The sequence below is a fragment of the Marinobacterium lutimaris genome, from assembly GCF_900108065.1.
Taxonomy (GTDB): domain Bacteria; phylum Pseudomonadota; class Gammaproteobacteria; order Pseudomonadales; family Balneatricaceae; genus Marinobacterium_D; species Marinobacterium_D lutimaris.
The window spans coordinates 164,776-189,338 of record NZ_FNVQ01000002.1 but is presented as its reverse complement, the minus strand read 5'-3'; the positions used below and the strand labels follow the sequence as shown (position 1 = coordinate 189,338).

Here is a 24,563-nt window from a genome sequence, read left to right as displayed (position 1 = left end):
TCTGCACTTACCAGAAGCGGTCCGCGCTGGTCTCGGTCAATGACTGCTTACTTATTGGCTGAATATCAGCCTTTTTTATCGATCTTTGACGACCAGCTGCTTTGCCGGTCGCTTCTACCCGACAGCTTAGTCCGGCTCTGCAGCCTCGTCAGCCGCGGGATGATACCGGGTGTTTGTCTGGAACGCCCGTGGTTATTGGTGTTGCACCTGTTTTAGCGGTTTCTGGCGCGGTAATTGCGAATAGACCTGTAAAGCTCCGAAAACGGCTTCGGGGTTAGCGATAAGAAAAGAGGAGATTCCGATGAGCAATTGGGTGCGCCCCGTAGGGCTGTCGGTGGCATTGATGGCCGGGGGGATCAGTTCAGTGTGGGCCGGAGAAGGTGTTTCCGGCGCGCTGACGGTCAAGGTTGAAGAGGTGGTAGCTTCCGGCACAAAGGTGGTTCTGCCACCGCTGGAGATGACTGAAAACGACGAGGCAAGCTTTGTGCTTGCGGCGCCCGAAGCGCTGGTGCTCTATGATCTGAGTCCGGGGGCGCTGATCGGCGGTCAGGTGGTGGGCGCCAGCGGCAAGACGCTGGGTGAGCTGAACAGTGTTGTCAGTGACCGTATCAGCGGACGTATCTACGTGGTGATCAGCAGCGGCGGATTCCTCGGCTTTGGCGAATCGCGCCATACGGTACCGCTGGACGACCTGAGGCTGAGAGAGGGTGATCTCCACCTGGCGATGACCGAGTCTGAGCTGCAGATGAGCAAGCAATATACTGATGATCGTTATACCCGGGTCAGCCCCGATGACCGTCCGATCAGTCAGTTTTCAGCCTTCGAAACGACTTCCCGATAGTTGGGCTGGCACTTCCCGCGGGCCCGTTTCAGCCGGGCCCGCAGAGTATCCACTGAGCTTCAGGCCTCGCTATCGTCTTCTTCTCTGTCGCTACCTTCCTTGTCACCACCTTCCTTGAACATCCCCGGTGTCAGGTGATTGCGCTGTAACAGGCGGTAGAACTCGGTGCGGTTACGTCCTGCCAGCCGTGCTGCCTGCGTCACCTGGCCGTTGGTGATTTTCAGCAGCTGCACCAGGTAATCCCGTTCAAACGCCTCCTTGGCTTCCGCATAGGTACGGATGCTGGGGCTCTTCTGCTGCAGGGCGCGTTCTACCAGCGTTACCGGTACCAGCGCGGTGGTACAGAGCACGCAGCACTGCTCCACCACGTTAAGCAACTGGCGGATATTGCCGGGCCAGTCATAGGCAACCAGCCGCTCCATCGCCTCCGGGGTAAAGTCCTTGGCGCGATGCGGGTGTTTGGCCTGCAGTTGGGTGAGGAAGTGCCGTGCCAGCAGTGGGATATCCTCGCGCCGCTGGCGCAGCGATGGCAGCGTCAGCGTCACCACGTTGAGGCGGTAGTAGAGATCCTCACGAAACTCGCCGGCGGCTATGGCGTTTTCCAGGTTGCGATGGGTTGCCGAAACAATTCTCACGTCCACGGGGATTGTCTGGCTGGCGCCGACGGGGCGGATCTCCCTGTCCTGCAGGACGCGCAGCAGTTTCGCCTGCAAGGCCAGCGGCATATCGCCGATTTCGTCGAGGAACACCGTGCCGCCGGAGCCGGTCTGGAACAGGCCCTTGTGCGCACTGGTCGCGCCGGTAAAGGCGCCCTTGGCGTGGCCAAACAGTTCGGACTCAAGCAGCTGTTCGGGGATGGCGGCACAGTTGATCGCCACCATCGGCTTTTTATGCCGGGGGCTGGCGCGGTGCAGTGCCTGGGCCAGTACCTCTTTGCCTGCGCCGGAGGGCCCCTGGATCAGCACGCTGGCCTCGCTGGCTGCTACCAGCCCTGCATCGGCCAGCAAGGCCTCCATGGCGGGGCTCGCGGTCTGGATCTCGCTGCGCCAGGCCTGATCCTCGGAGGAGGCGGTGTCTGCGCTATCGCCGCTACCCGGAGTGGCGAGCGCCTTCTGCAACAGCTCCAGCAGGGCGTTATCGTCAAAGGGCTTGGTCAGGTAGCCAAACAGACCGCGCTGGGTGGCGCGCACCGCGTCGGGAATGGTGCCATGGGCGGTGAGCAGGATGACCGGCAGGGCCGGATCCTCGCTCTGAATCCGCTCGAACAGGTCCATGCCGCTCATCCCTTCCATACGCAGGTCGGTAACGACAGCGCCCGGTCGGGATACGGCGATCCGTGCCAGCGCCTGTTCAGCGCTGCTGGCGGTTTCCACCGAAAAACCGGCAGATCTGAGCCGGATCGACAGCAACTGCAGCAGGCCTGCATCGTCATCGACCAACAGTACGGTGCGGTGAAGCGCGCTCATCGGCTCACCTCCGATAGGTCGGGTGGCAGCGGTACTTCGATTTCCAACTCCTCTTCCAGCCCCTTTAACTGCTCGATCTTGTCCCGGTATTCGCGGGTTTCGCGCACCTGCTGGCGCAGGGCCAGCATCAGCTCGAGCTTACGCTGATAGATGGAGATCAGGGCCTGGTGTTCGTCGGTGGCAAATTCAGCATTCGTTCTGAGCCCGACGAGAATTTGCTGTGCCTGGCGTAGCTCCTCATTGCTGGCCTGGGTATGACCGAGCAGACAGGCGAGCTGGAACTGCTCCTGGGCGGGCAACTGGAGGCTGGATACGAGCCGTGTCTGTAGCTGCTGCTGGCGCTGGCTCAGGCTCTGCTGTTCCTGGGAGGCCAGGCAGTCGAGCATATCGCCGAGCATCGGGTTTGACTCGATCGGCGCGACAGTGACGTGCTCAGGAGCACTGATGTCCAGGGTTGAGCAACCTGCCATTACCGAGATACTGAGCCAGGCGAGTGCGGTTAGCCTCCTATCCACGAGGGGGGACCTCCTTGTTGTGGGGCAGTGTAATTTCAAAATGGGCGCCAGGCGCGGACGAGGGCTTGAGCCTGAGTGTTCCCCCCAGCTGTTCGATACTGGCTTTGGCGATAGCCAGTCCCAGGCCGCTGCCCTTGAGAGTGCCCTGGGGTTGCCGGGTTCCCTTGTAGAAGGGCTGGAATAGCTGCTCTGTCTGACTTTCAGCGATCCCGGGGCCTTCGTCGACGACGCTGATGCGCAGTCCGTCGGTTTCGCTGGCCGCATCTATACTAAGCGTTCCACCCTTGGGACTGAAGCGGATAGCGTTACTGACCAGGTTCTCCAGCGCCACGCTGAGGCGGTTACGATCCGCTTTCAACTGCAGCGCTTCTATCTGGCCATCCCAGCGCAGTTGCTGGCTGCGCAGGGTCAGGTCGAAGCGGCCTTTTATCTCGTCGATCAGCGGCGTCAGTGCGAACCAGTCCGGCTCCAGCGTGGGTTGGGCGATCGCCTCGTTATAACGCAGCAGATCCTCGATACGCTGGCGCAGGTCGAACGCGCTGCCGCGCATGATCTCGACCACTTCACTCTGCTGTGTGGTGAGCGGGCCGGTGACCTGGTCGCGTAGCAGGGATATGGCTTCCAGCATGTTGGTCAGCGGGGTTTTCAGTTCGTGTGAGACTTCGCGGAAGAAGTTGAGTTTTTTCTCCTCCAGCTCCAGCAGGCGGCTGCGCAGCCATTCAAGCTGCTGGCCCAGATGTTCCAGATCGCGCGGGCCGCGAATGTTGATCGGATTTTCCAGGTTGTTCTGCCCGAGCTGGCGGATAGTCGCCGACAGCTTGCGCACCGGACGGCTCAGCAGCCAGGAGAAGATGGCCGAGAGCAGCAGTGACAACAGGATCATGCCGGCGGCCAGATAGATCATGGTGTTCTGGATTCTGGCTGCGGTGTCATTCATGCCGGTCACCAGGTGCGCGTGAATATAGTCGGTGGTGGCTTCGTTGAGTGATTCGGTGGCCAGGTCGAGGCGCTCGAACGCCTGGCGATAGCTTTCAAAATCACCGCTGGCCGGCGTTTCAGACAGTTGTTGGTACAGCGCTTGCTCTTGTCTGGCAAGGTCGACCACCTGTTGTGCCAGCTCAAGGCTCCAGGGCAGGGATTCCAGCCGGTCCAGTACCTCGACCAGGCGATAATGGGCCCTGTCCAGGCGCTCTTTCAGCGCCGGGTCTTCGAGTACGAAGTACTGGCCGGCGGCGCGTTTCAGCGCTGTTTCCGCTTCGCTGAGCTGGCGGCTGGCGCTGGTGATCTGGGCGCTGACGGTGACCGAACGGCGGCCTTCAAAGGCCATCTGTTCCAGCGCATAGGTCATGCCGATGATGCCGCCGAGCAGCGGCAGCACAACCAGGATAAAGCCGGTGATCAGCAATCCGGAGAATGAGGGAAGGTGGCGCGGCTTTAACGGCACGGGGATGAAGTTCCTTCTGGTCGGCACGTCGGTGGGTTTGTCCGTCGGTTGAAAGGCTCTGTGAGACTGCATTCTACCATGGTTGTTCCGCAGGAATTGCGCCTATTGAATGCGCTGTCGCTCAAAAGTGACGCGATAAGTTGTTGTAATAAAAGAGTTAATTTATTTGATCTGTGTCGGCGTCGCCTGTAGGCGACGGGCACGCGGCGAGATAATCGATCACCAGTCCAGGTTTGTTTTTAACTTGTTGAAAATTAAAGGTTTATTGTTTTTGGCACAGTCCCTGCTTTATCTCATCGGCTTCGGTTTGTTCGCCCTGCTGTGTTCCCCAGCGAGCTCGTGCAAACGCCAGAAGCCAGCAGCGGGTGACTAGCCCGCTGATGCGTGTTTTGTGCATTCGGGTTAGCGGGGCCTGCCGATCGGATCGGTGAGCCCTCAAAGGTTCCGGGTCAGGCGGCTGATTGTTGTTTTATGGCAGGTGGTTCTCAGGAAGGAGAGCGCTTGTCTGGGTATGAATCGAAGGGGGATAAGTACCCGAAGCCGCAATCGCCTGCCCGCCCCGGCATATGCTTTTTACAGCGGCGTCGCTCCCTGCACTGGCGGCGCCGCTTTTTTCTTTATTCCACCTCTTTAACCTACCTATTTATCTCATTTCCTTTAGAGGGGGTAAGCCTCTTTCCTGGCCGGATGGATAGGTTATCGGCCTGACAGCTGGCGCTTTCTGAGCCATCCTTAAATTCGGCCTTGCCGAAAAAATGTGTTACTGGTGTAGTAAAGACAGGACGCATTAAAGGCATAGATCCGGGCTCGGATAAACAATTACGATAAAAAACGACGATAAAAAACGACGGTAAAAGTCAGGGCCTGAAAAGGTTGATCAGCGCTCAGGCGCCCCTCATGTTTTTGCGATTCCATTATCTCCAGTGAAAAGGCCAACAGACCGTTATGAATACTACCGTTGCTGCCGTCACTCAGAGGATTATCGAGCGTAGTCGTGATAGCCGCGCCGATTATCTGAGCCGCATGGCCCAGGCCCGCGACAACAAACCCCATCGTTCCGTGCTTTCGTGCGGTAATCTCGCCCACGGCTTCGCCGCCTGTGGGAGCGAAGACAAGGATCGCCTGACCCTGATGGATCAGGCCAATGTCGCGATCATCTCCGCCTATAACGATATGCTTTCGGCGCATCAGCCGCTGGAGCAGTTTCCTGCGCAGATCAAAGAGGCGGTGGCGGGTATGGGTTGCGTCGCTCAGTTTGCCGGCGGTGTGCCTGCCATGTGCGATGGTGTGACCCAGGGCCAGCCGGGCATGGAGTTGAGCCTGTTCAGCCGCGATACCATCGCCATGGCCACGGCGGTGGGCCTGTCTCACAACATGTTCGATGCGGTGCTTTGCCTCGGCGTCTGCGACAAGATTGTGCCGGGGCTGATGATCGGCTCGCTGGCGTTTGGCCATCTGCCGGTCATTTTTGTGCCGGCCGGTCCCATGACCAGTGGTCTGTCCAACAGCGAGAAATCGCGCATCCGTCAGCTTTATGCCGAAGGCAAGGTCGGGCGAGACGAGCTGCTCAAGTGTGAGTCCGACTCCTACCATGGGCCCGGCACCTGTACCTTTTACGGCACCGCTAATTCCAACCAGCTGCTGATGGAAGCGATGGGCGTGCATCTGCCCGGTGCCTCGTTTATCAACCCCAACACGCCGCTGCGCGAAGCGCTGACCAGGGCGGCGGCGGAGCAGGCCTGCCGGATCACTGAACTGGGCCGCGACTACCGGCCGCTGTGCGAAGTGATCGATGAGAAAGCGATCGTTAACGGCATCGTCGCGCTGCTGGCGACCGGTGGCTCCACCAACCACACCATGCATATCATCGCCATCGCCCGGGCGGCGGGGATCATCGTCAACTGGGATGATTTCGCCGACCTGTCCGAGGTAGTGCCGCTGCTGACGCGGATCTATCCCAACGGCAGCGCGGATATCAACCACTTCCATGCGGCGGGCGGTATGTCGTTGCTGTTCCGGGAGCTGCTTAGCGGCGGCCTGCTGAATGAAGATGTGACCACAGTGATGGGCAAGGGATTTGCCGAGTACACCCGCGAGCCCTACCTGGATAACGGCCAGCTGGCCTGGCGTGAAGGACCGGTGGAATCCCTGGATAAAGCGGTGGTCGCTTCGGTCGCCGAGCCGTTTTCCGCCAATGGTGGGCTGCGGCTGATGAGCGGAAATCTCGGCCGGGGCGTGATGAAAATATCGGCGGTAAAACCAGAACATCGCGTGGTGGAGGCGCCGGCCGTGGTACTGCAGGATCAGGATGAACTCAAGCCGATGTTCGAGCGCGGTGAGCTGGATCGGGACTGCGTGCTGGTGGTCCGCTTCCAGGGCCCCAACGCCATAGGCATGCCGGAACTGCACAAACTCACCCCTTTCCTCGGTACGCTGCAGGATCGCGGCTTCAAGGTGGCGTTGGTGACCGATGGCCGCATGTCCGGTGCATCCGGCAAGGTGCCGGCGGCAATACACCTGACGCCGGAAGCGACCCAGGGTGGGATGATCGCAAAAGTACGCGATGGTGACCTGGTGCGTGTCGATGGCGAAACCGGTGAGTTGAGGCTGCTGGTGGATGAGGCGGAGCTGGCTGCACGTGACGCCGCTGGCGCAGATCTTAGCCGCAGTCATTTCGGCATGGGGCGGGAGCTCTTTGGCGGTATGCGCCGGCTGGTGTCCGGGGCAGAGCAGGGCGCCAGTTTCCTGTTTGTTGATGAATCCACAGCGCATTAAGAAGGACGGAAGGATGACGACAGAGGTCGATGCAATTCTGAATACCTCGCCGGTGATGCCGGTGCTGGTGATCGAGCGGGTAGAGGATGCGGTGCCCCTGGCCAATGCGCTCAAGGCCGGCGGTCTGCGCGTGCTTGAGGTCACGCTGAGGACACCAGCGGCGCTGGATGCGATGCGCGCTATTGCCGATGCTGTGGATGATGTGATCGTCGGCGCCGGCACGGTGACCCGCGTCGAGGAGCTGGAAAAAGTGCGCCAGGCCGGTGGCACCTTTGCCATCAGCCCCGGAGCGACTCCTGCGCTGCTCAAGGCCGGTGTCGAATGGGAACTGCCCTATCTGCCGGCGATCAGCACCGTATCCGAGTTGATGTGCGGTCTGGAAGCGGGCTATAGGGGATTCAAGTTTTTTCCGGCCGAAGCCAGCGGCGGTGTGGCGGCCCTCAAGTCGATAGCCGGGCCTTTTCCCGATGTGCGTTTTTGCCCCACCGGCGGTATCGGTGAGAACAACTACCGGGATTACCTGAAACTGCCCAACGTCAGTTGTGTGGGCGGTTCCTGGATCGTTCCCGGCGATCTTATCCGTGCCGGAGACTGGGTGGGAATCACCGAGCTGGCACGTAGTGCGGTTGAAGGTGCGAGCCAGCTGAGTTAATCCAAGTAAGCCAAGCCAATCCCCGGACGCCAGCCTGTATGAACGAACTGAATCTTAACCCCGAGTTGAACCCCTGCGTCAGCCTGGAGGCGTTCGAAGCACGCGCCGGCCTCGAGCAGCAACTTTGCGAACGTATCAGTACCTTGCTGAGCCGTGGCATAGCGGAAAGAGGTTCGGCAGCTCTGGTGGTTTCCGGCGGACGCACACCGGCGGCGATGTTTCAGTGTTTGTCAGAGCAGCCGCTGGACTGGTCTAAAGTGACGATCACCCTGGCGGATGAGCGCTGGGTCGATAATCAGCATGAGGATTCCAACGAGCGCAGTGTGCGCGAGCATCTGCTGCAGAACCGTGCCGCAGCGGCGCAGTTTATGCCGCTGTATAACGGAGAACAGAGCCCGGCCGCAGGGCAGGCGGCGCTGGAGTCCAGGTTGGCAGCCTTGCCCCGGCGTATCGATGCGGTGATTCTGGGCATGGGGGAGGACGGTCATACCGCGTCTTTCTTTCCCGGGGCGAAGGAGCTTGGTGAAGCGTTGCTGCCTGAGCCTTATAGCGCCTGTACTGCAGTGATACCGCCAGAGGCGCCCTGGCCCAGGATGACGCTGACACTGCCGCGACTGCTGGCAAGCGCGCAGATCTTTTTGCACCTCTGTGGCGAGGCAAAACTGCCAGTGTTGCAGCAGGCGCTGGCGCCGGGTGAGATCGAAGCGATGCCGGTGCGTGCCGTGTTGCGCCAGTCGACAACGCCGGTGGCTGTCTACTGGGCACCCTGAGTGACCGCAGTAGCGAAGTAAAAATCCATCCGCATAGCAGGTCGGTTTGCATTAAGCTCCCTATTAAGGAAGCCTCGGCAAACCTACCGATGAATGCCGGGATCAACTATATCCGTGTCCTTTTCAAGGCCGGTTTCGGCTGCTGCCGAGCAAAGGGACTTGTGCGGACAAGTCCCTTTGCAATCCCAAACCGCCCCTATGGTTTGGTCGGCTGCGCCGACTACCCTGTGCTTCTCGTCTGAAAGAGCGGGACAGGAAACTCGCAGCGTTGCTGCTCAAACAGCCTGTCCCTTATCTCTCTTTCAGTCTGCGATGCTCGGCTGCACCAAAGGGGATGGATTGCAGCGCTCAGATTGCCATAAGACATCGAGCCCCGTTATCGATACGGCACGAGAAAGGCATAGCCTCGACTAAACGATAACCGCCCCCCCCCATAGTAGGTGGTTTAAGAGCGACAACTAAAAAAGGCCCAGAGCTCTAAACTCTGGGCCTTTGCTGTTTGACGCTCAGTGTCTGAGTGTCAAGGGGGGACGGGTGGTTAGCCGATCGCTTCTTCGACCGCCTTGCCCAGCTCGATGGTGGTGGCGGAACCACCCATATCACCGGTCAGCGCCTTAGCTTCGCGCAGTACGGTTTCCATCGCTTCCATCAGGCTGTCGTGAATATTGTCGTAGCCCAGGTGCTGCATCATCATCGCGCCGGCCCAGATGGTGCCCAGCGGGTTGGCGATGCCCTTGCCCGCGATATCCGGTGCGGAACCGTGTACCGGTTCGAACATGGACGGGAAGTTCTTTTCCGGGTTGATGTTGGCGGACGGAGCGATCGCGATGGTGCCGGTGCAGCCCGGACCCAGGTCGGAAAGAATGTCGCCGAACAGGTTGGAACCAACGACCACATCGAAGTGTTCCGGCATGCGCACGAAGTTCGCGGTCAGGATATCGATGTGGTACTGATCCACGTTGATTTCCGGGTATTCCTTGGCCATTTCTGCCACACGGCTATCCCACCAGGGCATAGAGTGGTAGATTCCGTTAGATTTTGTCGCAGATGAGAGATGCTTTTTCGGTCGGCTCTGGGCCAGGTCGAACGCATAACGCAGAATACGGTCTGTACCACGACGGGTGAAAATTGCCTGCTGAGAGACCACTTCGTGCTCGGTGCCTTCGTACTGGATACCGCCCACGGAGGAGTATTCGCCCTCGACGTTTTCACGCACAACATAAAAATCGATATCACCCGGCTTTTTGCCAGCCAGCGGGCAGGGGACGCCTTCAAACAGGCGCACCGGGCGCAGGTTGACGTACTGTTCGAACTCGCGGCGGATCGGCAGCAGCAGACCCCAGAGAGAGATATGGTCCGGTACACCCGGGTAACCCACGGCGCCCAGGTAGATGGCATCGAACTGCTTGAGCTGCTCGATACCGTCTTCCGGCATCATACGGCCTGTCTTGTGATAGGTCTCGCAGGACCAGTCGAACTCGGTCCATTCGTATTCGACACCAAACTTGCGACCAGCCGCTTCCAGTGCGCGGATACCTTCGGGGATAACTTCTTTGCCGATGCCATCACCGGGAATGACTGCAATCTTCACCTTCGCCATGGGGGAACCTCTGTTCTGTTATTAGCAGGCTGTTAGGGGGGCGATGGCAGTGCCATCTTGTGCGACAGAGTATAAGCTACACTAATCGTGTTTGAAGTTCGCTTTAGTAAACGTAAGGATCACGAATCGTGAAACAACTTCCCTCGTTAACCGATCTCCGAGTGTTTGTTGTCGCGGCTCAGCTGGAAGGATTCAGCCTGGCTGCGGACCAACTGCGCGTGTCACCGGCCTATGTCAGTAAACGTATAGCCCTGCTGGAGCAGGTGCTGGGCGTGACGCTGTTTGTACGTAGCGCCAGGCAGGTGCGGTTGAGCCTGGAGGGAAAGATAGCGATGAAATGGGCGCAGCGCCTGCTTGAGAACATGGAGCAGATGCAGCTTGAGATCAGCCGTGAACACCAGGTGCCCAAGGGGCGGGTGCGGGTCGTTACCAGCACCGGGTTCGGCAGCTTCTGTGTGGCGCCCCTGCTGTCAAAACTGATCTACCGCTACCCGGAGCTGGAGGTCGATCTGGAGCTGCTGGATCGGCCGGTCGATCTGGTTTCGGAAGGCTTTGACCTGGAGCTGCGTGTTGGCGGTCTGTTGCCGCAGAGTGTCATTGCACGCCGGTTGGCCACCAATCGCAGGGTGCTTTGCGCCTCGCCAGCTTACATTGAGCAGCATGGCAGTCCGCAGAGCCTTGAAGAGCTGCATAAGCACCGCTGTATCTCTATCAGAGAAAGGGATCAGACTGCCGGCCAATGGCTGCTGCACGGTCCATCGGGCAGTCGCAGGCTTGAGTTGCGGGCACCGATGAGCACCAATAACGGTGCGGTAGCGAAGCTCTGGTGTCTGGATGGCCAGGGCATCATGCTGCGATCTGCCTGGAATATCAAAGAAGAGCTGGTCGATGGCCGGTTGATCCAGGTACTGCCGGAGTTCAGCCAGGAGGCGGATATCCACGCTATCTATTCCACCCGCCTGGAAACCTCCGCCAAGCTGCGCGCCTGCGTTAATCTGCTGGAAGAGGCGCTCTCCGAACAGTAACTGCAAAACTTCACAGGGCGGCGATATCATTGAGGATTAGCCGTTTAGGTCATGAGCCTGCTCAGGGCCTTGCTGAGAGTGGCCCGGGGGCTTAAGCAACAGGGCATAAACAACAGGGATGAATCATGGACACCGATGACCAGAGTGCGCAGTACCTGATCTGCAGAGACCTCACTAGCAATAGCTATATAAGCTATCGTTGCGACTTCGGGGCTGAGGAGCTCTTTGTACCGCTGGACGAAAGTTCGGGCGGGACGCTGGAGGCAGGGAGTCGGGTCGCACAGGTTGGCGGTTACCTGCTGATCTGGAGCTCTCGCATTAGCCTGAATGGAGTCGATGGCTACAGTTACCGTCTGTTGGACAGTGGCCTGGAGTCGCAGGACCCGTTGAATGCCGCGCCGTTGCAGAGTGGCTTCTGGAAGCAGGAGAAATTTTGGGGCTATCGCGACTACTACAGCGAAAATCCCGATGAAGGTCAGCAGCTCGATCTGATCCCCATGGGCAGCTTCGTTCTAAATATGATTCCTGCCAGGGGGCGCGGTACCTATGAACTGTGGAATTTTGATCCCGCTCCCCTGTCCCCCGGTCAAACCGACCCGTTACCAGCACCCTATACCGGGCAGAACGGTTTCCAGCTGATCCGCAAGGGGCATCAGTTGCTGCCGATCGGCAACTATGTACTGGAGCGTCTGCCCGAGCGCACCCGCTATCGCCTCTGGAGTTTCGATCCCCAGCAGATCTCGCCGCTGTCGCTGCCCACCGTTCAGGAGGGCGTCTGGCCCGATATCGGTGCTGAACAGGAGCTGACAGTGCTCGGTGACAAGGTTCTCGAACGCTGCCTGCAGAGCGGTCGTTATCGACTCTGGGGTTTTGATCCCGAAGCGCAGAACGTGCTGGTAGGTCCGCTGCGCGAAGGGGTGCTGCCCGAGGGGATAAGCGCTGCGTCTGAGCTGGTTGGATTCCTCGGCAAGCGGTCGGTCGATTCTGCTCAGGCGGTTCAACCCGGCAGCATCGACTTTATGCGCTCAAAGATACGACATGTGGTGTATTACATGCTCGAGAGCCGCTCTTTCGATAATGTCTGCGGCTGGCTTTATGAAAAAGGGGAGGAAGGCTGCAACTACATCGGCCCGGGCGGTGCCTTCGACGGGGCGAGTTATGACAACTTCAACCTCAACGGTAGTGATAAGGTACATGTCAGCCAGTTCAAGGATGGCGAGCTAAGCGATCAATGGGATCTGGTCGCGCTGGACCAGGATCCTTTCCACGACACCACCGATAATCTGCAGCAGATGTTTGCCGAGTCGCCGGGGTACTGGGGCAGACAGACGCCCGATATGGGCGGCTTTGTGCTCAGTAATGCCAATCCTCAGGTGATGGAAAGCTTCAGCCCGACGCAACTACCGGTGCTGAACGGTCTGGCCCGGGAGTTCGCGATTTCCGATCGCTGGTTCAGCTCTATACCGGGAGGCACCGACGTTAACCGTGCCTTCTCCGTTACCGGTTCCGCCTTCGATCGTCTCGGGACCTGGGAAGGGGGCGATGCCTATAAATACTGGCCCAATTCACCGCACCGCCAGTCGCTCTGGAAGCTGCTCTGGAGCCAGGGAATCACCGACTGGAAAATCTATTATCAGGTGGAGTGGAAAGATGAGGTGTTTACCAACCAGCTCTACCTGAAGGGACAGATACCCAGCGTTGATAGCAACGACCAGCTATTTATCGCGGATCTTGATCAGTTCAAGCAGGATGCGGCGAACGGTACGCTGCCCGCATTCAGCTATCTGGAGCCCGCCTGGATAGCGCCCAAGGGGGCGACCTCTTACCATCCGGGAGGAGACCTGGTGCCCGGTGAGCAGATGCTCAATGAGATCTACGAGGCGATCAAGCAGGGGCCGGGTTGGGAGCAGACACTGCTGGTCGTCACCTTTGATAAAAACGGCGGCCTTTACGATCATGTGGCGCCACCCTATGCGGCCAAACCCTGGCCCAATGACCTCAATAACGGTTTTGCCTATGATCTGATGGGGCCGCGGGTTCCAGCGATTCTGGTATCGCCCTGGATCAAACTGCAGACTGTTTTTCGTGCCTATGGCGCTACGCCTTATGACTCGACTTCGTTTGCGGCCACTCTGCTGAAATGGTTTGGCGTGCCACGGCCGCTCTGGTCGCTGGGGGATCGCATGGCCAAGGCGCCCACCTTTGAAAAGGTGTTCCAGTGTCCGAGCGTACGCAGCGATCGACCAGTGTTCACGCCGCCCTATGACAAGTCTTATCCGCAGGAGGGTGATTGATACCTGATGTTTCGTTATTTCGGCTTCGGTTCAAACATGAATATCACCTCGCTGCGAGCCAAGGGTGTCGAACCCCTGGCGTCGCGGCGTGCCGTCTTGCATGGCTGGCGTCTGCGCTTCAATGTGCAGCATTTTTTCCGCCATGAGGGTGGTGTCGGCAACATAGAGCCCAGTGACAACCCGGATGATTGTGTTTGGGGCGTGCTGCACGACTGCCCGGATGAGGCGCTGGCGCCGCTGGATGCCACCGAGGCCTATGGCCACGGTTACGACCGGGTAGAGGTGGAAGTGGAAGTGGATGGCGATGACGAACAGCGCGAAACGGTGAAGGCGATCGTCTACGTCGGCCTGCCGGACTTTATCAACGATGAATGCAGGCCGAGCCAGCGCTACCTGAACATACTGGCCAGGGGCGCTGAGGATGAGGGGCTGGCGTCGGAGTATGTGCGCTATATCCAGGAACACCCAGTGCATGAACCGGAAGATTACCCTCTCTACCAACCGCCCGTCGGTGATTATCCTGAGTTCGATGCCCGATCCCTGGCCGCGCATCCACTGTATACGGCGCTTTATGGCGCGGTTTTTGATATGTCTGGGGCTCGGGCGCAGCATGAATATCTGAAAGGCTTTTTCGGCGGGCGCGACATGACGCTGTTCCACTTGAAACGGCTTGACTGTAGTGATGGTAGCGAGACTCTGGAGGATATACGTTTGGGGCAACTTAATGCGTCTCAGATGCACTACCTTAACGCCTACCTCAACGAGTATGATCGGGAATACCGTTATGTAGGTCGTTTCATCTATCGGCAAGAGGAACAGGTTTAATGGATAGCTTTAGCCCCGCGTTGCCTCACGGCGCCCTTGAAGAGGTGTTTCCGGATCTCTTTTTTGTCAGCGGCGCCATGGAAACCGAGCTACAGGGCATGGACTGGCAATTCAGCCGCAATATGACCGTGGTGCGCGACGGTGAACGCCTGATTCTGGTGAACAGTGTGCGCCTCGACGACGAGGGGCTGGCGGCGCTGGATAAGCTGGGTCAGGTTACCGATGTGATTCGCCTGGGCTGTCTGCATGGTCGAGATGACGCTTTCTATGTCGATCGTTATAACGCGAACTACTGGACCCTGCCGGGCATGGAAAACGACTGCCCGCCGGAGTCGGTGAAAACCCTGTCGGTCGATGGCGAACTGCCGATCGCCGGCGCCTCCCTGTTTGTGTTTGATACCACCAGCATTCCCGAAGCGATCCTGCGTCTGGACCGCGAGGGCGGCATCCTGATCGCCTGCGATGCGCTGCAGAACTGGCACGGGCCGGATGAGTATTTCTCCGATCAGTCGCGCCAGGTGATGACCGAAATGGGTTTTTTTCAGCCTGCCAACCTGGGGCCGGTCTGGGTGCAGGCCGCCGCCCCCTCAGGCGAAGACTTCACCCGCCTCAAGGACCTCTCGTTCCGTCATGCGCTCTGTGGCCATGGCCAACCGCTGCGCGATAGCGCTCATCAAGCCTTCAGTGACCGGTTCAAGCAGGTGTTCGATATCTGATGCGACCGACTGGGGATAGCGGCCTTGGCAGGGCGGCGCTGACACTACCCGACTACGAACTGATTTCGGTGCTGGAGCGCAGCGGCGACCGCGTGACCTTTCGCGCGCGGCGCCGTGTCGATGGCATGGCTGTGGCGCTTGAGACCATTGATGTGGAGTTCCCCAGCCGCCAGCAGGTGGCAAGAATCAGACGCGAGGGCGTCATCGCCCAGCGCTTGAGCGATGTTGAGGGTGTGCGCCGGGTGCATGAGGTGATTGCCCACGGCAGCGGCAACCTGGCGCTGGTCACGGAGCTTTACGGCAGTAACCTGGCGCACCTGTTGCAAAGTGCCCCTGAACACCGTCTGCCGGTGCACGAGGTGTTGGCGCTGGGGCTTCGCCTGGTGCAGATTCTTGGCGGAATCCACGCCAGGGATATAGTGCATAAGGCACTGACTCCGGCTCACGTGCTGCTTGATCCCGCCAGTGATGGCCTTGCCCTGTCCGGTTTCGGCATCGCCTCGGAGCTGGATCAGGAACGCCAGGCGGTGCAGATGTCACGCAGCCTGGAAGGACCGCTACCCTACATGTCACCGGAGCAGACCGGCCGGATGAACCGGGACCTGGATTACCGCTCCGACTATTACTCGCTGGGTGTTCTGCTCTACGAAATGCTTACCGGCCAACTGCCGTTCCAGGAGCAAAGCCTGCTGGAATGGGTTCACAGCCATATCAGCCGCCTGCCCAGGCCACCCCATGAAATTCAGCCCGATGTGCCGGCCGCGGTATCGGCTATCGTGCTCAAGCTACTCGCGAAAAGTCCCGAAGCGCGATATCAGAGTGCAGCGGGACTCTCACATGACCTTGAACACTGTGCGCAGCAGCTAGCCGCCGGCAGTGCCATCGAACCGTTCGAACTCAGTGAAAAGGACGGGGTACAGAAGTTTCTCATTCCGCAGACCCTCTATGGCAGGGAGCGGGAGCTGGGTGTCTTGCTCGACCTGTTCGAGTCTGCCGTGGCCGGAGGCAACGAGTTCTGTCTGGTTCACGGTTACTCCGGTGTTGGTAAGTCCGCGCTGGTTAATGAGATCGACCGGCCACTGGTGCGCGAACGCGGTTTCCTGGTGCAGGGTAAGTTTGACCAGTTTCAGAGCGGGGAGGCCTACCGCGCCCTGGGCAGCGCGTTTCGCAGCCTGGTGCAGCAGGTGCTGGCCGAGCCGGAAGAGCGCCTTGAACAATGGCGCCTGCGGCTGCAGACGGCGCTGGGCCCCAATGCCCGTCTGGTGATTGATCTGGTGCCTGAACTGGAGCTTGTCATCGGGCCACAGCCGGCCGTAGCCAGTCTGCCGCCGGCGGAAGCGCGTAACCGGCTGCAGATCGTACTGACCGCGTTTTTGCAGGTGTTTGCCGGCCAGGGCCACCCGGTGGTGCTGTTCCTGGATGACCTGCAGTGGAGTGATCTACCTACGCTGGAGCTGTTGCGTCGCTTTGTCAGCACCCATGATCTCACGCATCTGTTGCTGATCGGCGCATATCGCAGTAATGAGGTCAGCGCCGCGCATCCGCTACGACTGATGCTGGAGGAGCTGGAGCAGAAGCGGGAGATCCGCCAGTTGCCGCTGGGGCCGCTGCAGCGAGAGGCGGTGGCCCAGCTGGTTGCCGGCGCGCTCTGTCGTGAAGTCGCCCAGGCGCAGCCGCTCAGTGACATGCTGTTCGACAAGGCGCAGGGAAACCCCTTCTCTACCAACGAGCTGCTGCGGCAACTGAACAAAGAGGGCGTCATTTTTGCCGACCCGGCCAGTGGTTACTGGCGCTGGGATATGGATGCGGCGCGTTGGGCCAGCGTCAGCGACGATGTGGTCAGGTTCATGGTGGATAACCTGCGCAAGCTTGAGCCAGAAACGCAGAAAGTACTGCAGTTGGCCGCCTGTATCGGTAACACCTTTGACCTGCGCACCCTGGCCACTATTTATGAAGACTCTATCGATGCTACGGCAGCAGCGCTGCTGCCGGCGCTGAAGCAGCACACGGTACTGCCTCTGCACAGCGATTACCGTCTGTTTGGCGGGCGCCCGAACAGCGAAGATTCAGATAGCTGGGCGTTCAGCCCCAGTTATCGTTTTCAACACGACCGGGTGCAGCAGGCGGCCTACGCCTTGATCGATGCGGATCACCTCGACGAGGTGCATCTGTCTATCGGTCGGCTGATGCTGAAGGATGCCGGGGACAGCCTGGCGGAATCGCGCCTGATCGATATCGTCGGTCATCTCAACGAAGGGCGGGCACTGATCACCGATGCCGGGGAACGGCTGCATCTGGCCAGCTTGAACCTCAAGGCCGGCATTCGGGCGCGACACTCATCCGCCTATCAGGCGGCTCTGGATTACCTGGTGGTGGCGCGCCAACTGCTGCCCGAGGATCCCTGGTCGACGGTGCCCGAGATGATGTTCGAGCTGGCGGAAGAGACCCAGCAATGCGCCTATCTCAACGGCCATGCCGCGGAAGCGGAGCACTGGATCGAGGTGATGCTCGAAAGGGCGGGCAGCGACCTGGAACGCGCGGATATCCTTGCCACGCGCACCCGCCAGTGTGTGACTCTTGGGCGCATGGAGGAGTCGATCCTGGCGGCGATCCAGGGCTTGGCGGTGCTCGGCGTGGAGTTTACCCACCAGCCGACAGAAGCCGACATCAGGCAGGAGCAACAGCGGGTTCTTGAATATCTCGCCGGGCGCAAGATCGCGGATCTGGTCAGTGCGCCGGAGGTGGATGACGAAGCGGTGCTGACCGCCATGCGCCTGCTGAACGAGATTTTCGCGGCGGCCTTTCTCTCCGGCAGCGGTAATCTGTTCCCTTACCTGGTACTGAAAGCGGTCAACCTGTCGTTGCGTTATGGCAACTGCCCGGAGTCCGCCTTTGCCTACGCCGCCTACGGTATGCTGCTTTGCGGTGAGCTGGACGAGCCGGCGCTGGGCTATCAGTATGGCCGAGTCGGGCTGGAGCTCAACGAGCGCCTTGATGACCTGCCGCTGAGAGCCCGGGTTATCTATGTTTACGCCATGTTTGTGCACCACTGGAGCAACCACTGGTCCAGCCTGACGCCGCTGTTTCGGCGTGGTATCGAGGCGGGTTACCAGTCCGGTGATCTGCTCTACCTGGCTTACAGCGCCCAGGACTGCGTGATCTGGGATCCGACCATGGATCTTGAGAGCGCGGAGCGCCTGCACGCAGAGAACCTGGAGATCGTTCGTGAGTGCGCGTACCAGGATTCTCTCGACTCAGGCACGCTGTTCCTGCAGATGCAGCGCAACCTGCTTGGCCGCACCGATTCGCCCTTCTCTTTGAGCGATGCGGACTTCGACGAACAACAGTGTCTTGAAGGGATGCGTCAGCGTCAGTTCATGACCGGTATCGCCAACTATCACATCTACAACGCTGAAATCAGCCTGATTCATGGTGATTACGAGCGTGCGTACAAACATGTGCGCGAGCAGGACAAGCTGATCAAGTCTGCCATGTCTCTGCCGCAGCTGACGCGGTTTTATATCCTCGCCTGTCTGACGCTGGCCCGGTATTACCCGACCATGGATGAGCCGACACAGTTGGCTAACAGGGCTCGGATGGAGAGTGACCTGGCGCGGATGACCCGTTGGGCGGATAACTGCGAGGCCAACTTCCGCCATCTGCAGTATCTGATGCAGGCGGAACTGGCCGCACTGGATGAGCTGCCTGACACCGCGCTCGAATGCTACGAACGTTCCATAGATGCCGCCCGCGAGGCGGGTTTCCTCAGAGATGAGGCGATGGCCAGCGAAGCCGCCGCCCGATATCTGCTGTCCCTGGGCCGACGCCGCTGCGCTGAGGGCTATCTGCGCGCGGCTTATTGCCTGTATGAGCGCTGGGGCGCGGTGCGCAAGGTCAAGATGATGCGTCAGGAGTTTGCGGTGCTGCGTGAGCTGGTGCCCGCGCAAACCTCGTTGCACTCCGCAACGGGCATCGATGCTGGTGACCTGGATCTGGCCTCGGTGATGAAGGCATCGCGGGAAATATCCGGCGAAATGGTGCTGGAACGGCTGCTGAAAAAAAGTATGGATATCCTGCTGGAAAGCGCCGGTGGCCAGTGGGGCTGTCTTGTGGTTCGCCAGCATGGCTTGCTGAGGATAGAAGCGCTCAGAGTGCCCGAACGCACACAGCCCGTGCCTGCGCTGCCGGAGCATTCCCGGGTGGCCATGGCCTGCGGCGATTCACTGCCGTTGCCGGTCACGCTGATCAGCGAGGTGCTCAGCGGCGAAGGCGCCGTTGTACTGGATGACGCAGCGCGGGAGGGGGCGTTCCTGCACGATCCCTACGTTCGGGCGTTCAGGCCCGCTTCGGTGCTTTGTGTACCGGTGCGCAGAGAGCGCTTCGAAGGTGTTCTGTATATGGAGAATAATCTCTCCAGCGGCGTGTTCACCAAGGCGAGAGTGGAATTGATCAAACTGCTGGCGGCCCAGGCGGCGGTGGCGATCGATAATGCGCGCCTGTATGAACAGGTGCAGGAGTACAGCCACCTTCTTGAGGAGAAGGTGGCCGAACGTACCGCCCGGCTGGAACAGTTGAATCTGGAGCTGCAGGGCCTGGTGGATCGGGATGGTCTGACCGGCGTTGCCAACCGGCGCCGGGGCGACTCATACCTGGACGAGGTCTGGGTTCGTCTGCGCCGCGAGGGAGATCCGCTCTCCGTGATCATGCTGGATGTGGACCATTTCAAGGCTTTCAACGACAACTATGGCCATCAGGCCGGAGATTACTGCCTCTCTGCCGTGGCCGGGGCGCTGAAGGCGCAGCTGCTAAGGCCCGGCGATCTGGTGGCGCGCTACGGTGGTGAGGAGTTTATCGTCATCCTGCCGAATACCCATAAAGAGGGTGCCCGGGATGTGGGCGAAAAGATCCGTCGAGCCATCGAGGCGCTGGAGATTACACACGAGCATTCATCGGCCGGCCCGGTGGTCACGATCAGCGCAGGTTTTGCCACGGCGATGCCCTGTCGGGGTGGTAGCAGCATTGACCTGGTACATGAAGCCGACCAGGGGCTCTACAAGGCGAAACAGCAGGGAAGAAACCGGGTGCGCTCGATAGCACCGGCCAGTGCAAAAGGCGCCGTCAGTCTATCCAGTTCAGGAGGAACCAATGACAAAATCGACATGGAGCAGTAACCCGGCAACAGCACAGTGGAATGATCCCGATAACTGGGTGCCCACGCAGTTGCCAGATTCCCAGGCGGTCTTCGGGCCATCGGCCAAGACCTGCATCGACTTTGCTGAGGGGGGCACCCAGCAGGTCGATAGCATTGAGTTTAGCGCTGCTGCTGCTGCGTACCGTTTTAATTTTACCTCATCCACCCAACCGGCTCTGACGTTGACCGGAGCGGTGATCAATCACTCGGAACAGCAGCAGAGTTTTATTGTTGCCGCCACCACCAGTGGTTATAACAACCCGCAATTAAGCTTCACGGGCACGGCTTCCGCTGGCGGCGACACCGTTTTCTATTCGGCTGGGCCGGAGTCCCCGGCGGGTTATGGTGGCGGCGTGATCAGCTTTCATCAGCAGGCCTGCGCCGGTTCTGCGCGCTTTACCGCCTGGACCGGCGCGGCGGCGCCGCCGGATCACAGCACCGTCGGTGGTGAAATAGCTTTTTGTGATCAGTCTTCGGCAGGACAGGCGAGCTTTAGCATCTATGGCAGCCTGGGCAGTGATGGCGACACCTTTGGCAATGTGGTCTTTCACGACAGTGCCACTGCAGCCGCCGCCAGCTTCAGGAATGTGGGCGGCACGGTTTCCGGTGGTGATGGCGGTAACACCCAGTTTTACGGTAATTCCAGCGCAGCGAGCGGCATGTTTATTAACCTCGGAGGCACCCACGCCAAGGCCAATGGGGGCGACGTAGCATTTGATAGCCAGGCCAGTGGCTGCTGCGGCATATTCCAAAACCATGCGGCACCCGCTGCCGGTGCCTATGGTGGTGTCACCAGTTTTAATAATAATCCCCCCAAAACCTCGGATGGGGGGGCATCTGCGGGCAATGGACGTTACTTCAATTTTGGCGCCCAAGCGGGAGAAGAGGGTGGCGGTGGCCATCTGGAGTTCAGCGCTAAATACGGTGCACCAACGGCGGCGAATGCACAGATCACTAATCTGGGAAGTGTAATGTCCAGCCGCTCCAGTGCGGGTCATACCCTGTTTTCGATCAGTCTACCCGCCTCTTACGCGCCGACAGCGGGTCGTGCGACTATCTGCAACCAACCGGCCCCGCTCAAAGGAGGTGCCGGTGGATATACCGAGTTCGCGGTGTTTGGCGAAGGAGAGGCCGCGGGGTACCCTACTGCTGGGAAGGCGGTGATTTCTAACCTGGGCGGCAGTGCTGATGGGCTAGCCGGCGGCTTTACCGAGTTTTCGGGCCAGTGCAGTGCCGGTGCAGCGACCCTGATTGCGCTGGGCGGCACGGGTCAGAAGAGTGGTGGGCGAATCATTTTTTATGATCAGTCCGAGGCTGCCAGCGCCTTTATCCAGTTGCAGGGGAATGGCGAGCTGGTGATCGGCGATCACGATGGCCCGTTAAGCGTTAAGGATCTGTTGCTCAATGGCGGTCTGATCTCTATCCAGCTGGGCACGGCCACTACCTCTCTGCTGGTCAGTGGAAGCCTGTTGTTGAACGGCCAGTGTGAGTTTGATTTCTGGCAGGCCAGCGATGGTGGCTTTGCATTCAATACGCCCTATACCGTGCTGAAGAGTGACAGCCTGACGGATGCACAAATCGGGTGTTTCAGTGCCAACAGCATAGAGGGCGTGGAACCGGTATTTTCGTTGCAGGACGCTGAGCTTCAGGTGATCTACAAAAAATAGCCTTGGCGGACTCAGGGCGTCCGTCTCGAACTCTTGCTTATAAGCTCTATCAGGTGCGGACCTTCAAGTAAGCGCTGTAGTCCGGAACACGACGGGTATAGGTCTCGTTCAGTAAGGGAGAGCTGAAGAGAAAGTCGGCGGAGGCCTCGTTACACGCTACCGGGATATTCCAGACAGCAGCGATCCGTAGCAGGGCTTTGACATCCGGATCATGGGGCTGGGCATCCAGCGGATCCCAGAAAAAGATCAGCAGGTCGATCTCGCCCTCGGCGATGCGGGCGCCAAGCTGCTGATCTCCACCCATGGGGCCACTGAGCAGGGCGTGCACATTCAACTGGAGTTGCTGCGCCAGTTTATGTCCGGTGGTTCCCGTGGCGAACAGACGGTGCTGCGCCAGAGTATCCCGGTTGCGTTGCGCCCAGGCCAGCAGGTCCGGTTTACGGTTGTCGTGGGCCACCAGCGCCAGGTTCTTGGTGCTGCTGCTCTGGATCTCCACTGTTTTCATTGCGCGTTTACTCCTGACGCTTGGCGGCCTGCCCGAGTGGTCAATCTGCAACTTTCATCAGGGCCAGGGTGTTATCGAGCATCCGGTTGGAAAAGCCCCATTCGTTGTCATACCAGCTCATCACCTTGACCAAGCGGCCGTTCACCCGGGTCTGGGCTTTATCGAACACCGATGAGTGCGGGTTGTGGTTGAAGTCGATGGAGACCAGCGGCAGCTCGTTCACTGCCAGGATTCCTTTCAGCGGACCGGATGCAGCCTCCGTTATGATGGCGTTGACCTCTTCAACACTGGTATCCCGGCACGCCTCGAAGGTGAGATCCACCAACGAGACATTGATGGTTGGTACACGGACCGCCATGCCATCCAGCTTGCCGTTCAGCTCCGCCAGTACCAGACCTACCGCCGCTGCAGCGCCGGTTTTGGTTGGAATCATCGACTGTGTCGCGGCGCGGGCGCGGTAGGGGTCGGAGTGATACACATCCGATAGCTTCTGGTCATTGGTGTAAGCGTGGATGGTGGTCATCAGTCCGGTTTTTATACCGATCGCATCGTGCAGCGGTTTTGCAATCGGCGCCAGGCAGTTGGTGGTGCAGGAGGCAGCGGAGATCACCTGATGTTGCGCGGTCAGGCAGTTCTCGTTGATACCGTAAACCACTGTGGCGTCTGCGCCCTTGGCTGGTGCGGAGACAATGACTTTGCGGGCGCCGGCTTCCAGGTGAGCGGCAGCCTTTTCGCGGTTGGTGAACAGACCTGTGCACTCGTAGACGACATCTACTTCAAGCGCTTTCCAGGGCAGTTTGGCGGGATCTCGCTCCGCCAGGATGCGGATGCTGTCACCATTCACGACCAGGTTGTCGCCGTCGATGGATACCTCGCCATGGAAGGGGCCGTGAACGCTGTCAAAGCGGGTCAGGTGGGCGTTGATCTCGGCATCGCCCAGGTCGTTGATTGCGACGATCTGGATCTGCTCCCGCTTGCCGGATTCATACAGCGCTCGCAGGGTGTTGCGTCCAATACGACCGTAACCGTTAATCGCTACGCGGATAGTCATAAGTACCTCCGATGGAATAACGTTTCTTTCAAATTACGTATTCTGCTTAGCTGTTACAACGGTCAGGATCAGGTTTTGACCGTTTTGTTGCTGAACGGAGGGGCTGGGATGTGTGGGTTAACGGCGCACATCCCTGTTGTCTCGCGGTGACTTCTCCTTATAGATGCTGGCTTGAGTAATCTGCTTTGGCTGTCTTCAGTGTAGATGACTCTGTATAGACGCGAATCCTGACTAACTCAGTGGTGGCTGGCGTAAAGCGTTGGCGGCGCCGAGCAGGCCGGGGTGCTCGGCAACGACCACCTGGGTGGGAATGGCGGCCAGGTAGTCGCTAAAGCGCCCCTTGGCTTCAAAGCGGCTGCGGAAACGGCTGCTCAGAAACAGATCCAGGATTCTGGGAATGATCCCGCCGGCGATATAGACGCCACCGCGGGCGCCGAGGGTTAAGGCGGTGTTGCCCGCGACACTGCCTAGCATCGCGCAGAATATCTCCAAGCTCTCCCGGCAAAGAGGGGCGCTGTCCGTCAGGGCGGCCTGGGTTATTTCTGCGGGAGAGAGTGGCAGGCAGTCGCTGCCGTGAATCGCGCAGAGCGCCTGGTACAGGTTACTGAGCCCAGCGCCGCAGAGCAGTCGTTCCGTCGAAACATGGTCGTAGCACTGCCAGAGATAACGCAAGACCTCCATCTCCTGCTCATCGGCGGGCGCAAAGTCCACATGTCCACCTTCGCTGAACAGAGGTACGGGGCGTGAGCCGGCAAAGACAAGACCGCCGATGCCAAGCCCCGTACCGGGGCCGAGCACAGCCATGGGGTCGCCATTGACTGCTGCTCCAGCGCCGACCGGTACCAGCTCATCGGCATCAAGCAGCGGCAGTGCAAAGGCCTGGGCGGTAAAGTCGTTGATCACCTTCAGCTGTTCGAAGCCAAGATCCCGCTGTAACTCAGACTGGGAAAAGCACCAGCCGTTGTTGGTGATACCCAAGCGGTCCTGACCCGTGGGGCCGGCAATCGCCAGGCAGGCCTGGCTGGGTAACTCTTTGCCAGACAGACTGATGTGTTCGCAATAGGCCCTGATCGCTTCGTTGAGGCTGGTGAACTCGCTGACTTCGAGGCTCCGCATTTCAATAGGGCGCATCTGGTCAGGCAAAAGCAGCGCAAAGCGGGCATTAGTGCCGCCTATATCTGCTACCAGCGATAAGCGTTGCGGGCCCGCTGAATCCATCTGCATCT

Annotated in this window: 17 protein-coding genes; 10 read left to right on the top strand and 7 right to left on the bottom strand. The window is 59.4% G+C overall.

The window, feature by feature from the left end; translation table 11 throughout:
• The first annotated feature begins 301 nt into the window (after positions 1 to 301).
• Complete coding sequence (locus tag C4S72_RS11325) at positions 302 to 841, top strand: PRC-barrel domain-containing protein (RefSeq protein ID WP_104003232.1); 540 nt, start codon at positions 302 to 304, stop codon at positions 839 to 841.
• 59 nt (positions 842 to 900) lie between these two features.
• Here C4S72_RS11325 and C4S72_RS11320 read toward each other — a convergent pair whose 3' ends face one another.
• From C4S72_RS11320 to C4S72_RS11310, 3 genes are read right to left on the bottom strand one after another with little or no spacing between them, the layout of a single operon-like run.
• Positions 901 to 2,307, bottom strand: coding sequence for a sigma 54-interacting transcriptional regulator (locus tag C4S72_RS11320; RefSeq protein WP_104003231.1), 1,407 nt, complete (start codon positions 2,305 to 2,307; stop codon positions 901 to 903).
• Entirely contained in the window at positions 2,304 to 2,822 is a 519-nt protein-coding gene (locus tag C4S72_RS11315; RefSeq protein WP_146071902.1) for a hypothetical protein, read from the bottom strand. Before C4S72_RS11315 ends, C4S72_RS11320 begins: the two co-directional genes overlap by 4 nt.
• Complete coding sequence (locus C4S72_RS11310) at positions 2,815 to 4,266, bottom strand: sensor histidine kinase (protein ID WP_160115504.1); 1,452 nt, start codon at positions 4,264 to 4,266, stop codon at positions 2,815 to 2,817. The genes C4S72_RS11315 and C4S72_RS11310 overlap by 8 nt, the downstream gene beginning before the upstream one ends.
• A gap of 945 nt (positions 4,267 to 5,211) precedes the next feature.
• Here C4S72_RS11310 and edd point away from each other — a divergent pair.
• Genes edd through pgl form a run of 3 tightly spaced genes read left to right on the top strand, consistent with a single transcriptional unit; the run spans position 5,212 to position 8,463 of the window.
• On the top strand, positions 5,212 to 7,041 hold the full coding sequence (edd, locus tag C4S72_RS11305) for a phosphogluconate dehydratase (protein ID WP_104003228.1): 1,830 nt from the start codon (positions 5,212 to 5,214) through the stop codon (positions 7,039 to 7,041).
• A gap of 13 nt (positions 7,042 to 7,054) precedes the next feature.
• The gene (locus C4S72_RS11300; RefSeq protein WP_104003227.1) at positions 7,055 to 7,693 is read left to right on the top strand and encodes a bifunctional 4-hydroxy-2-oxoglutarate aldolase/2-dehydro-3-deoxy-phosphogluconate aldolase; all 639 of its coding nucleotides are present in this window, start codon (positions 7,055 to 7,057) and stop codon (positions 7,691 to 7,693) included.
• A 38-nt stretch (positions 7,694 to 7,731) separates the two neighbouring features.
• A complete protein-coding gene (gene pgl, locus C4S72_RS11295) occupies positions 7,732 to 8,463 on the top strand; it encodes a 6-phosphogluconolactonase (protein WP_104003226.1) in 732 nt (243 codons plus the stop codon).
• 538 nt (positions 8,464 to 9,001) lie between these two features.
• Here the strand turns inward: pgl and C4S72_RS11290 are convergent.
• Positions 9,002 to 10,063: a tartrate dehydrogenase gene (locus C4S72_RS11290; protein ID WP_104003225.1), complete on the bottom strand. Its 1,062-nt coding sequence runs from the start codon at positions 10,061 to 10,063 to the stop codon at positions 9,002 to 9,004.
• A gap of 128 nt (positions 10,064 to 10,191) precedes the next feature.
• Here C4S72_RS11290 and C4S72_RS11285 point away from each other — a divergent pair, with 128 nt between their 5' ends.
• The 6 genes from C4S72_RS11285 (at position 10,192) to C4S72_RS11260 (ending at position 21,781) form a co-directional block, all read left to right on the top strand.
• Entirely contained in the window at positions 10,192 to 11,088 is an 897-nt protein-coding gene (locus C4S72_RS11285) for a LysR family transcriptional regulator (RefSeq protein WP_104003224.1), read from the top strand.
• Positions 11,089 to 11,213: 125 nt separating this feature from the next.
• Positions 11,214 to 13,382, top strand: a complete 2,169-nt coding sequence (locus tag C4S72_RS11280; RefSeq protein WP_104003223.1) for an alkaline phosphatase family protein — start codon at positions 11,214 to 11,216, stop codon at positions 13,380 to 13,382.
• Positions 13,383 to 13,388: 6 nt separating this feature from the next.
• Positions 13,389 to 14,207, top strand: a complete 819-nt coding sequence (locus C4S72_RS11275; RefSeq protein WP_104003222.1) for a gamma-glutamylcyclotransferase family protein — start codon at positions 13,389 to 13,391, stop codon at positions 14,205 to 14,207.
• Positions 14,207 to 14,923: a hypothetical protein gene (locus tag C4S72_RS11270; RefSeq protein WP_104003221.1), complete on the top strand. Its 717-nt coding sequence runs from the start codon at positions 14,207 to 14,209 to the stop codon at positions 14,921 to 14,923. The genes C4S72_RS11275 and C4S72_RS11270 overlap by 1 nt, the downstream gene beginning before the upstream one ends.
• Positions 14,923 to 20,094, top strand: coding sequence for a diguanylate cyclase domain-containing protein (locus C4S72_RS11265; protein ID WP_104003220.1), 5,172 nt, complete (start codon positions 14,923 to 14,925; stop codon positions 20,092 to 20,094). Before C4S72_RS11270 ends, C4S72_RS11265 begins: the two co-directional genes overlap by 1 nt.
• On the top strand, positions 20,069 to 21,781 hold the full coding sequence (locus C4S72_RS11260) for a hypothetical protein (RefSeq protein ID WP_104003219.1): 1,713 nt from the start codon (positions 20,069 to 20,071) through the stop codon (positions 21,779 to 21,781). The genes C4S72_RS11265 and C4S72_RS11260 overlap by 26 nt, the downstream gene beginning before the upstream one ends.
• Before the next feature lie 49 nt (positions 21,782 to 21,830).
• Here the strand turns inward: C4S72_RS11260 and C4S72_RS11255 are convergent, their stop codons facing one another.
• The 3 genes from C4S72_RS11255 to C4S72_RS11245 form a co-directional block, all read right to left on the bottom strand.
• Positions 21,831 to 22,286 (bottom strand): methylglyoxal synthase, encoded by a 456-nt coding sequence (locus C4S72_RS11255; RefSeq protein ID WP_104003218.1) that lies wholly within the window; start codon positions 22,284 to 22,286, stop codon positions 21,831 to 21,833.
• A gap of 40 nt (positions 22,287 to 22,326) precedes the next feature.
• A complete protein-coding gene (gene gap, locus C4S72_RS11250) occupies positions 22,327 to 23,337 on the bottom strand; it encodes a type I glyceraldehyde-3-phosphate dehydrogenase (protein WP_104003217.1) in 1,011 nt (336 codons plus the stop codon).
• A gap of 231 nt (positions 23,338 to 23,568) precedes the next feature.
• The gene (locus C4S72_RS11245) at positions 23,569 to 24,555 is read right to left on the bottom strand and encodes a glucokinase (protein WP_104003844.1); all 987 of its coding nucleotides are present in this window, start codon (positions 24,553 to 24,555) and stop codon (positions 23,569 to 23,571) included.
• Between the last annotated feature and the right edge of the window lie 8 nt (positions 24,556 to 24,563).

What these genes read in the sequence shown, in the direction of transcription:
- C4S72_RS11325 (WP_104003232.1), top strand. Translation starts at nt 302, where the DNA reads ATGAGCAATTGGGTGCGCCCCGTAGGGCTGTCGGTGGCATTGATGGCC.
- C4S72_RS11280 (WP_104003223.1), top strand. Translation starts at nt 11,214, where the DNA reads ATGGACACCGATGACCAGAGTGCGCAGTACCTGATCTGCAGAGACCTC.
- C4S72_RS11255 (WP_104003218.1), bottom strand. Translation starts at nt 22,286, where the DNA reads ATGAAAACAGTGGAGATCCAGAGCAGCAGCACCAAGAACCTGGCGCTG.
- C4S72_RS11275 (WP_104003222.1), top strand. Translation starts at nt 13,389, where the DNA reads ATGTTTCGTTATTTCGGCTTCGGTTCAAACATGAATATCACCTCGCTG.
- C4S72_RS11260 (WP_104003219.1), top strand. Translation starts at nt 20,069, where the DNA reads ATGACAAAATCGACATGGAGCAGTAACCCGGCAACAGCACAGTGGAAT.
- C4S72_RS11265 (WP_104003220.1), top strand. Translation starts at nt 14,923, where the DNA reads ATGCGACCGACTGGGGATAGCGGCCTTGGCAGGGCGGCGCTGACACTA.
- edd (WP_104003228.1), top strand. Translation starts at nt 5,212, where the DNA reads ATGAATACTACCGTTGCTGCCGTCACTCAGAGGATTATCGAGCGTAGT.
- C4S72_RS11300 (WP_104003227.1), top strand. Translation starts at nt 7,055, where the DNA reads ATGACGACAGAGGTCGATGCAATTCTGAATACCTCGCCGGTGATGCCG.
- gap (WP_104003217.1), bottom strand. Translation starts at nt 23,337, where the DNA reads ATGACTATCCGCGTAGCGATTAACGGTTACGGTCGTATTGGACGCAAC.
- C4S72_RS11270 (WP_104003221.1), top strand. Translation starts at nt 14,207, where the DNA reads ATGGATAGCTTTAGCCCCGCGTTGCCTCACGGCGCCCTTGAAGAGGTG.
- pgl (WP_104003226.1), top strand. Translation starts at nt 7,732, where the DNA reads ATGAACGAACTGAATCTTAACCCCGAGTTGAACCCCTGCGTCAGCCTG.
- C4S72_RS11320 (WP_104003231.1), bottom strand. Translation starts at nt 2,307, where the DNA reads ATGAGCGCGCTTCACCGCACCGTACTGTTGGTCGATGACGATGCAGGC.
- C4S72_RS11290 (WP_104003225.1), bottom strand. Translation starts at nt 10,063, where the DNA reads ATGGCGAAGGTGAAGATTGCAGTCATTCCCGGTGATGGCATCGGCAAA.
- C4S72_RS11245 (WP_104003844.1), bottom strand. Translation starts at nt 24,555, where the DNA reads ATGGATTCAGCGGGCCCGCAACGCTTATCGCTGGTAGCAGATATAGGC.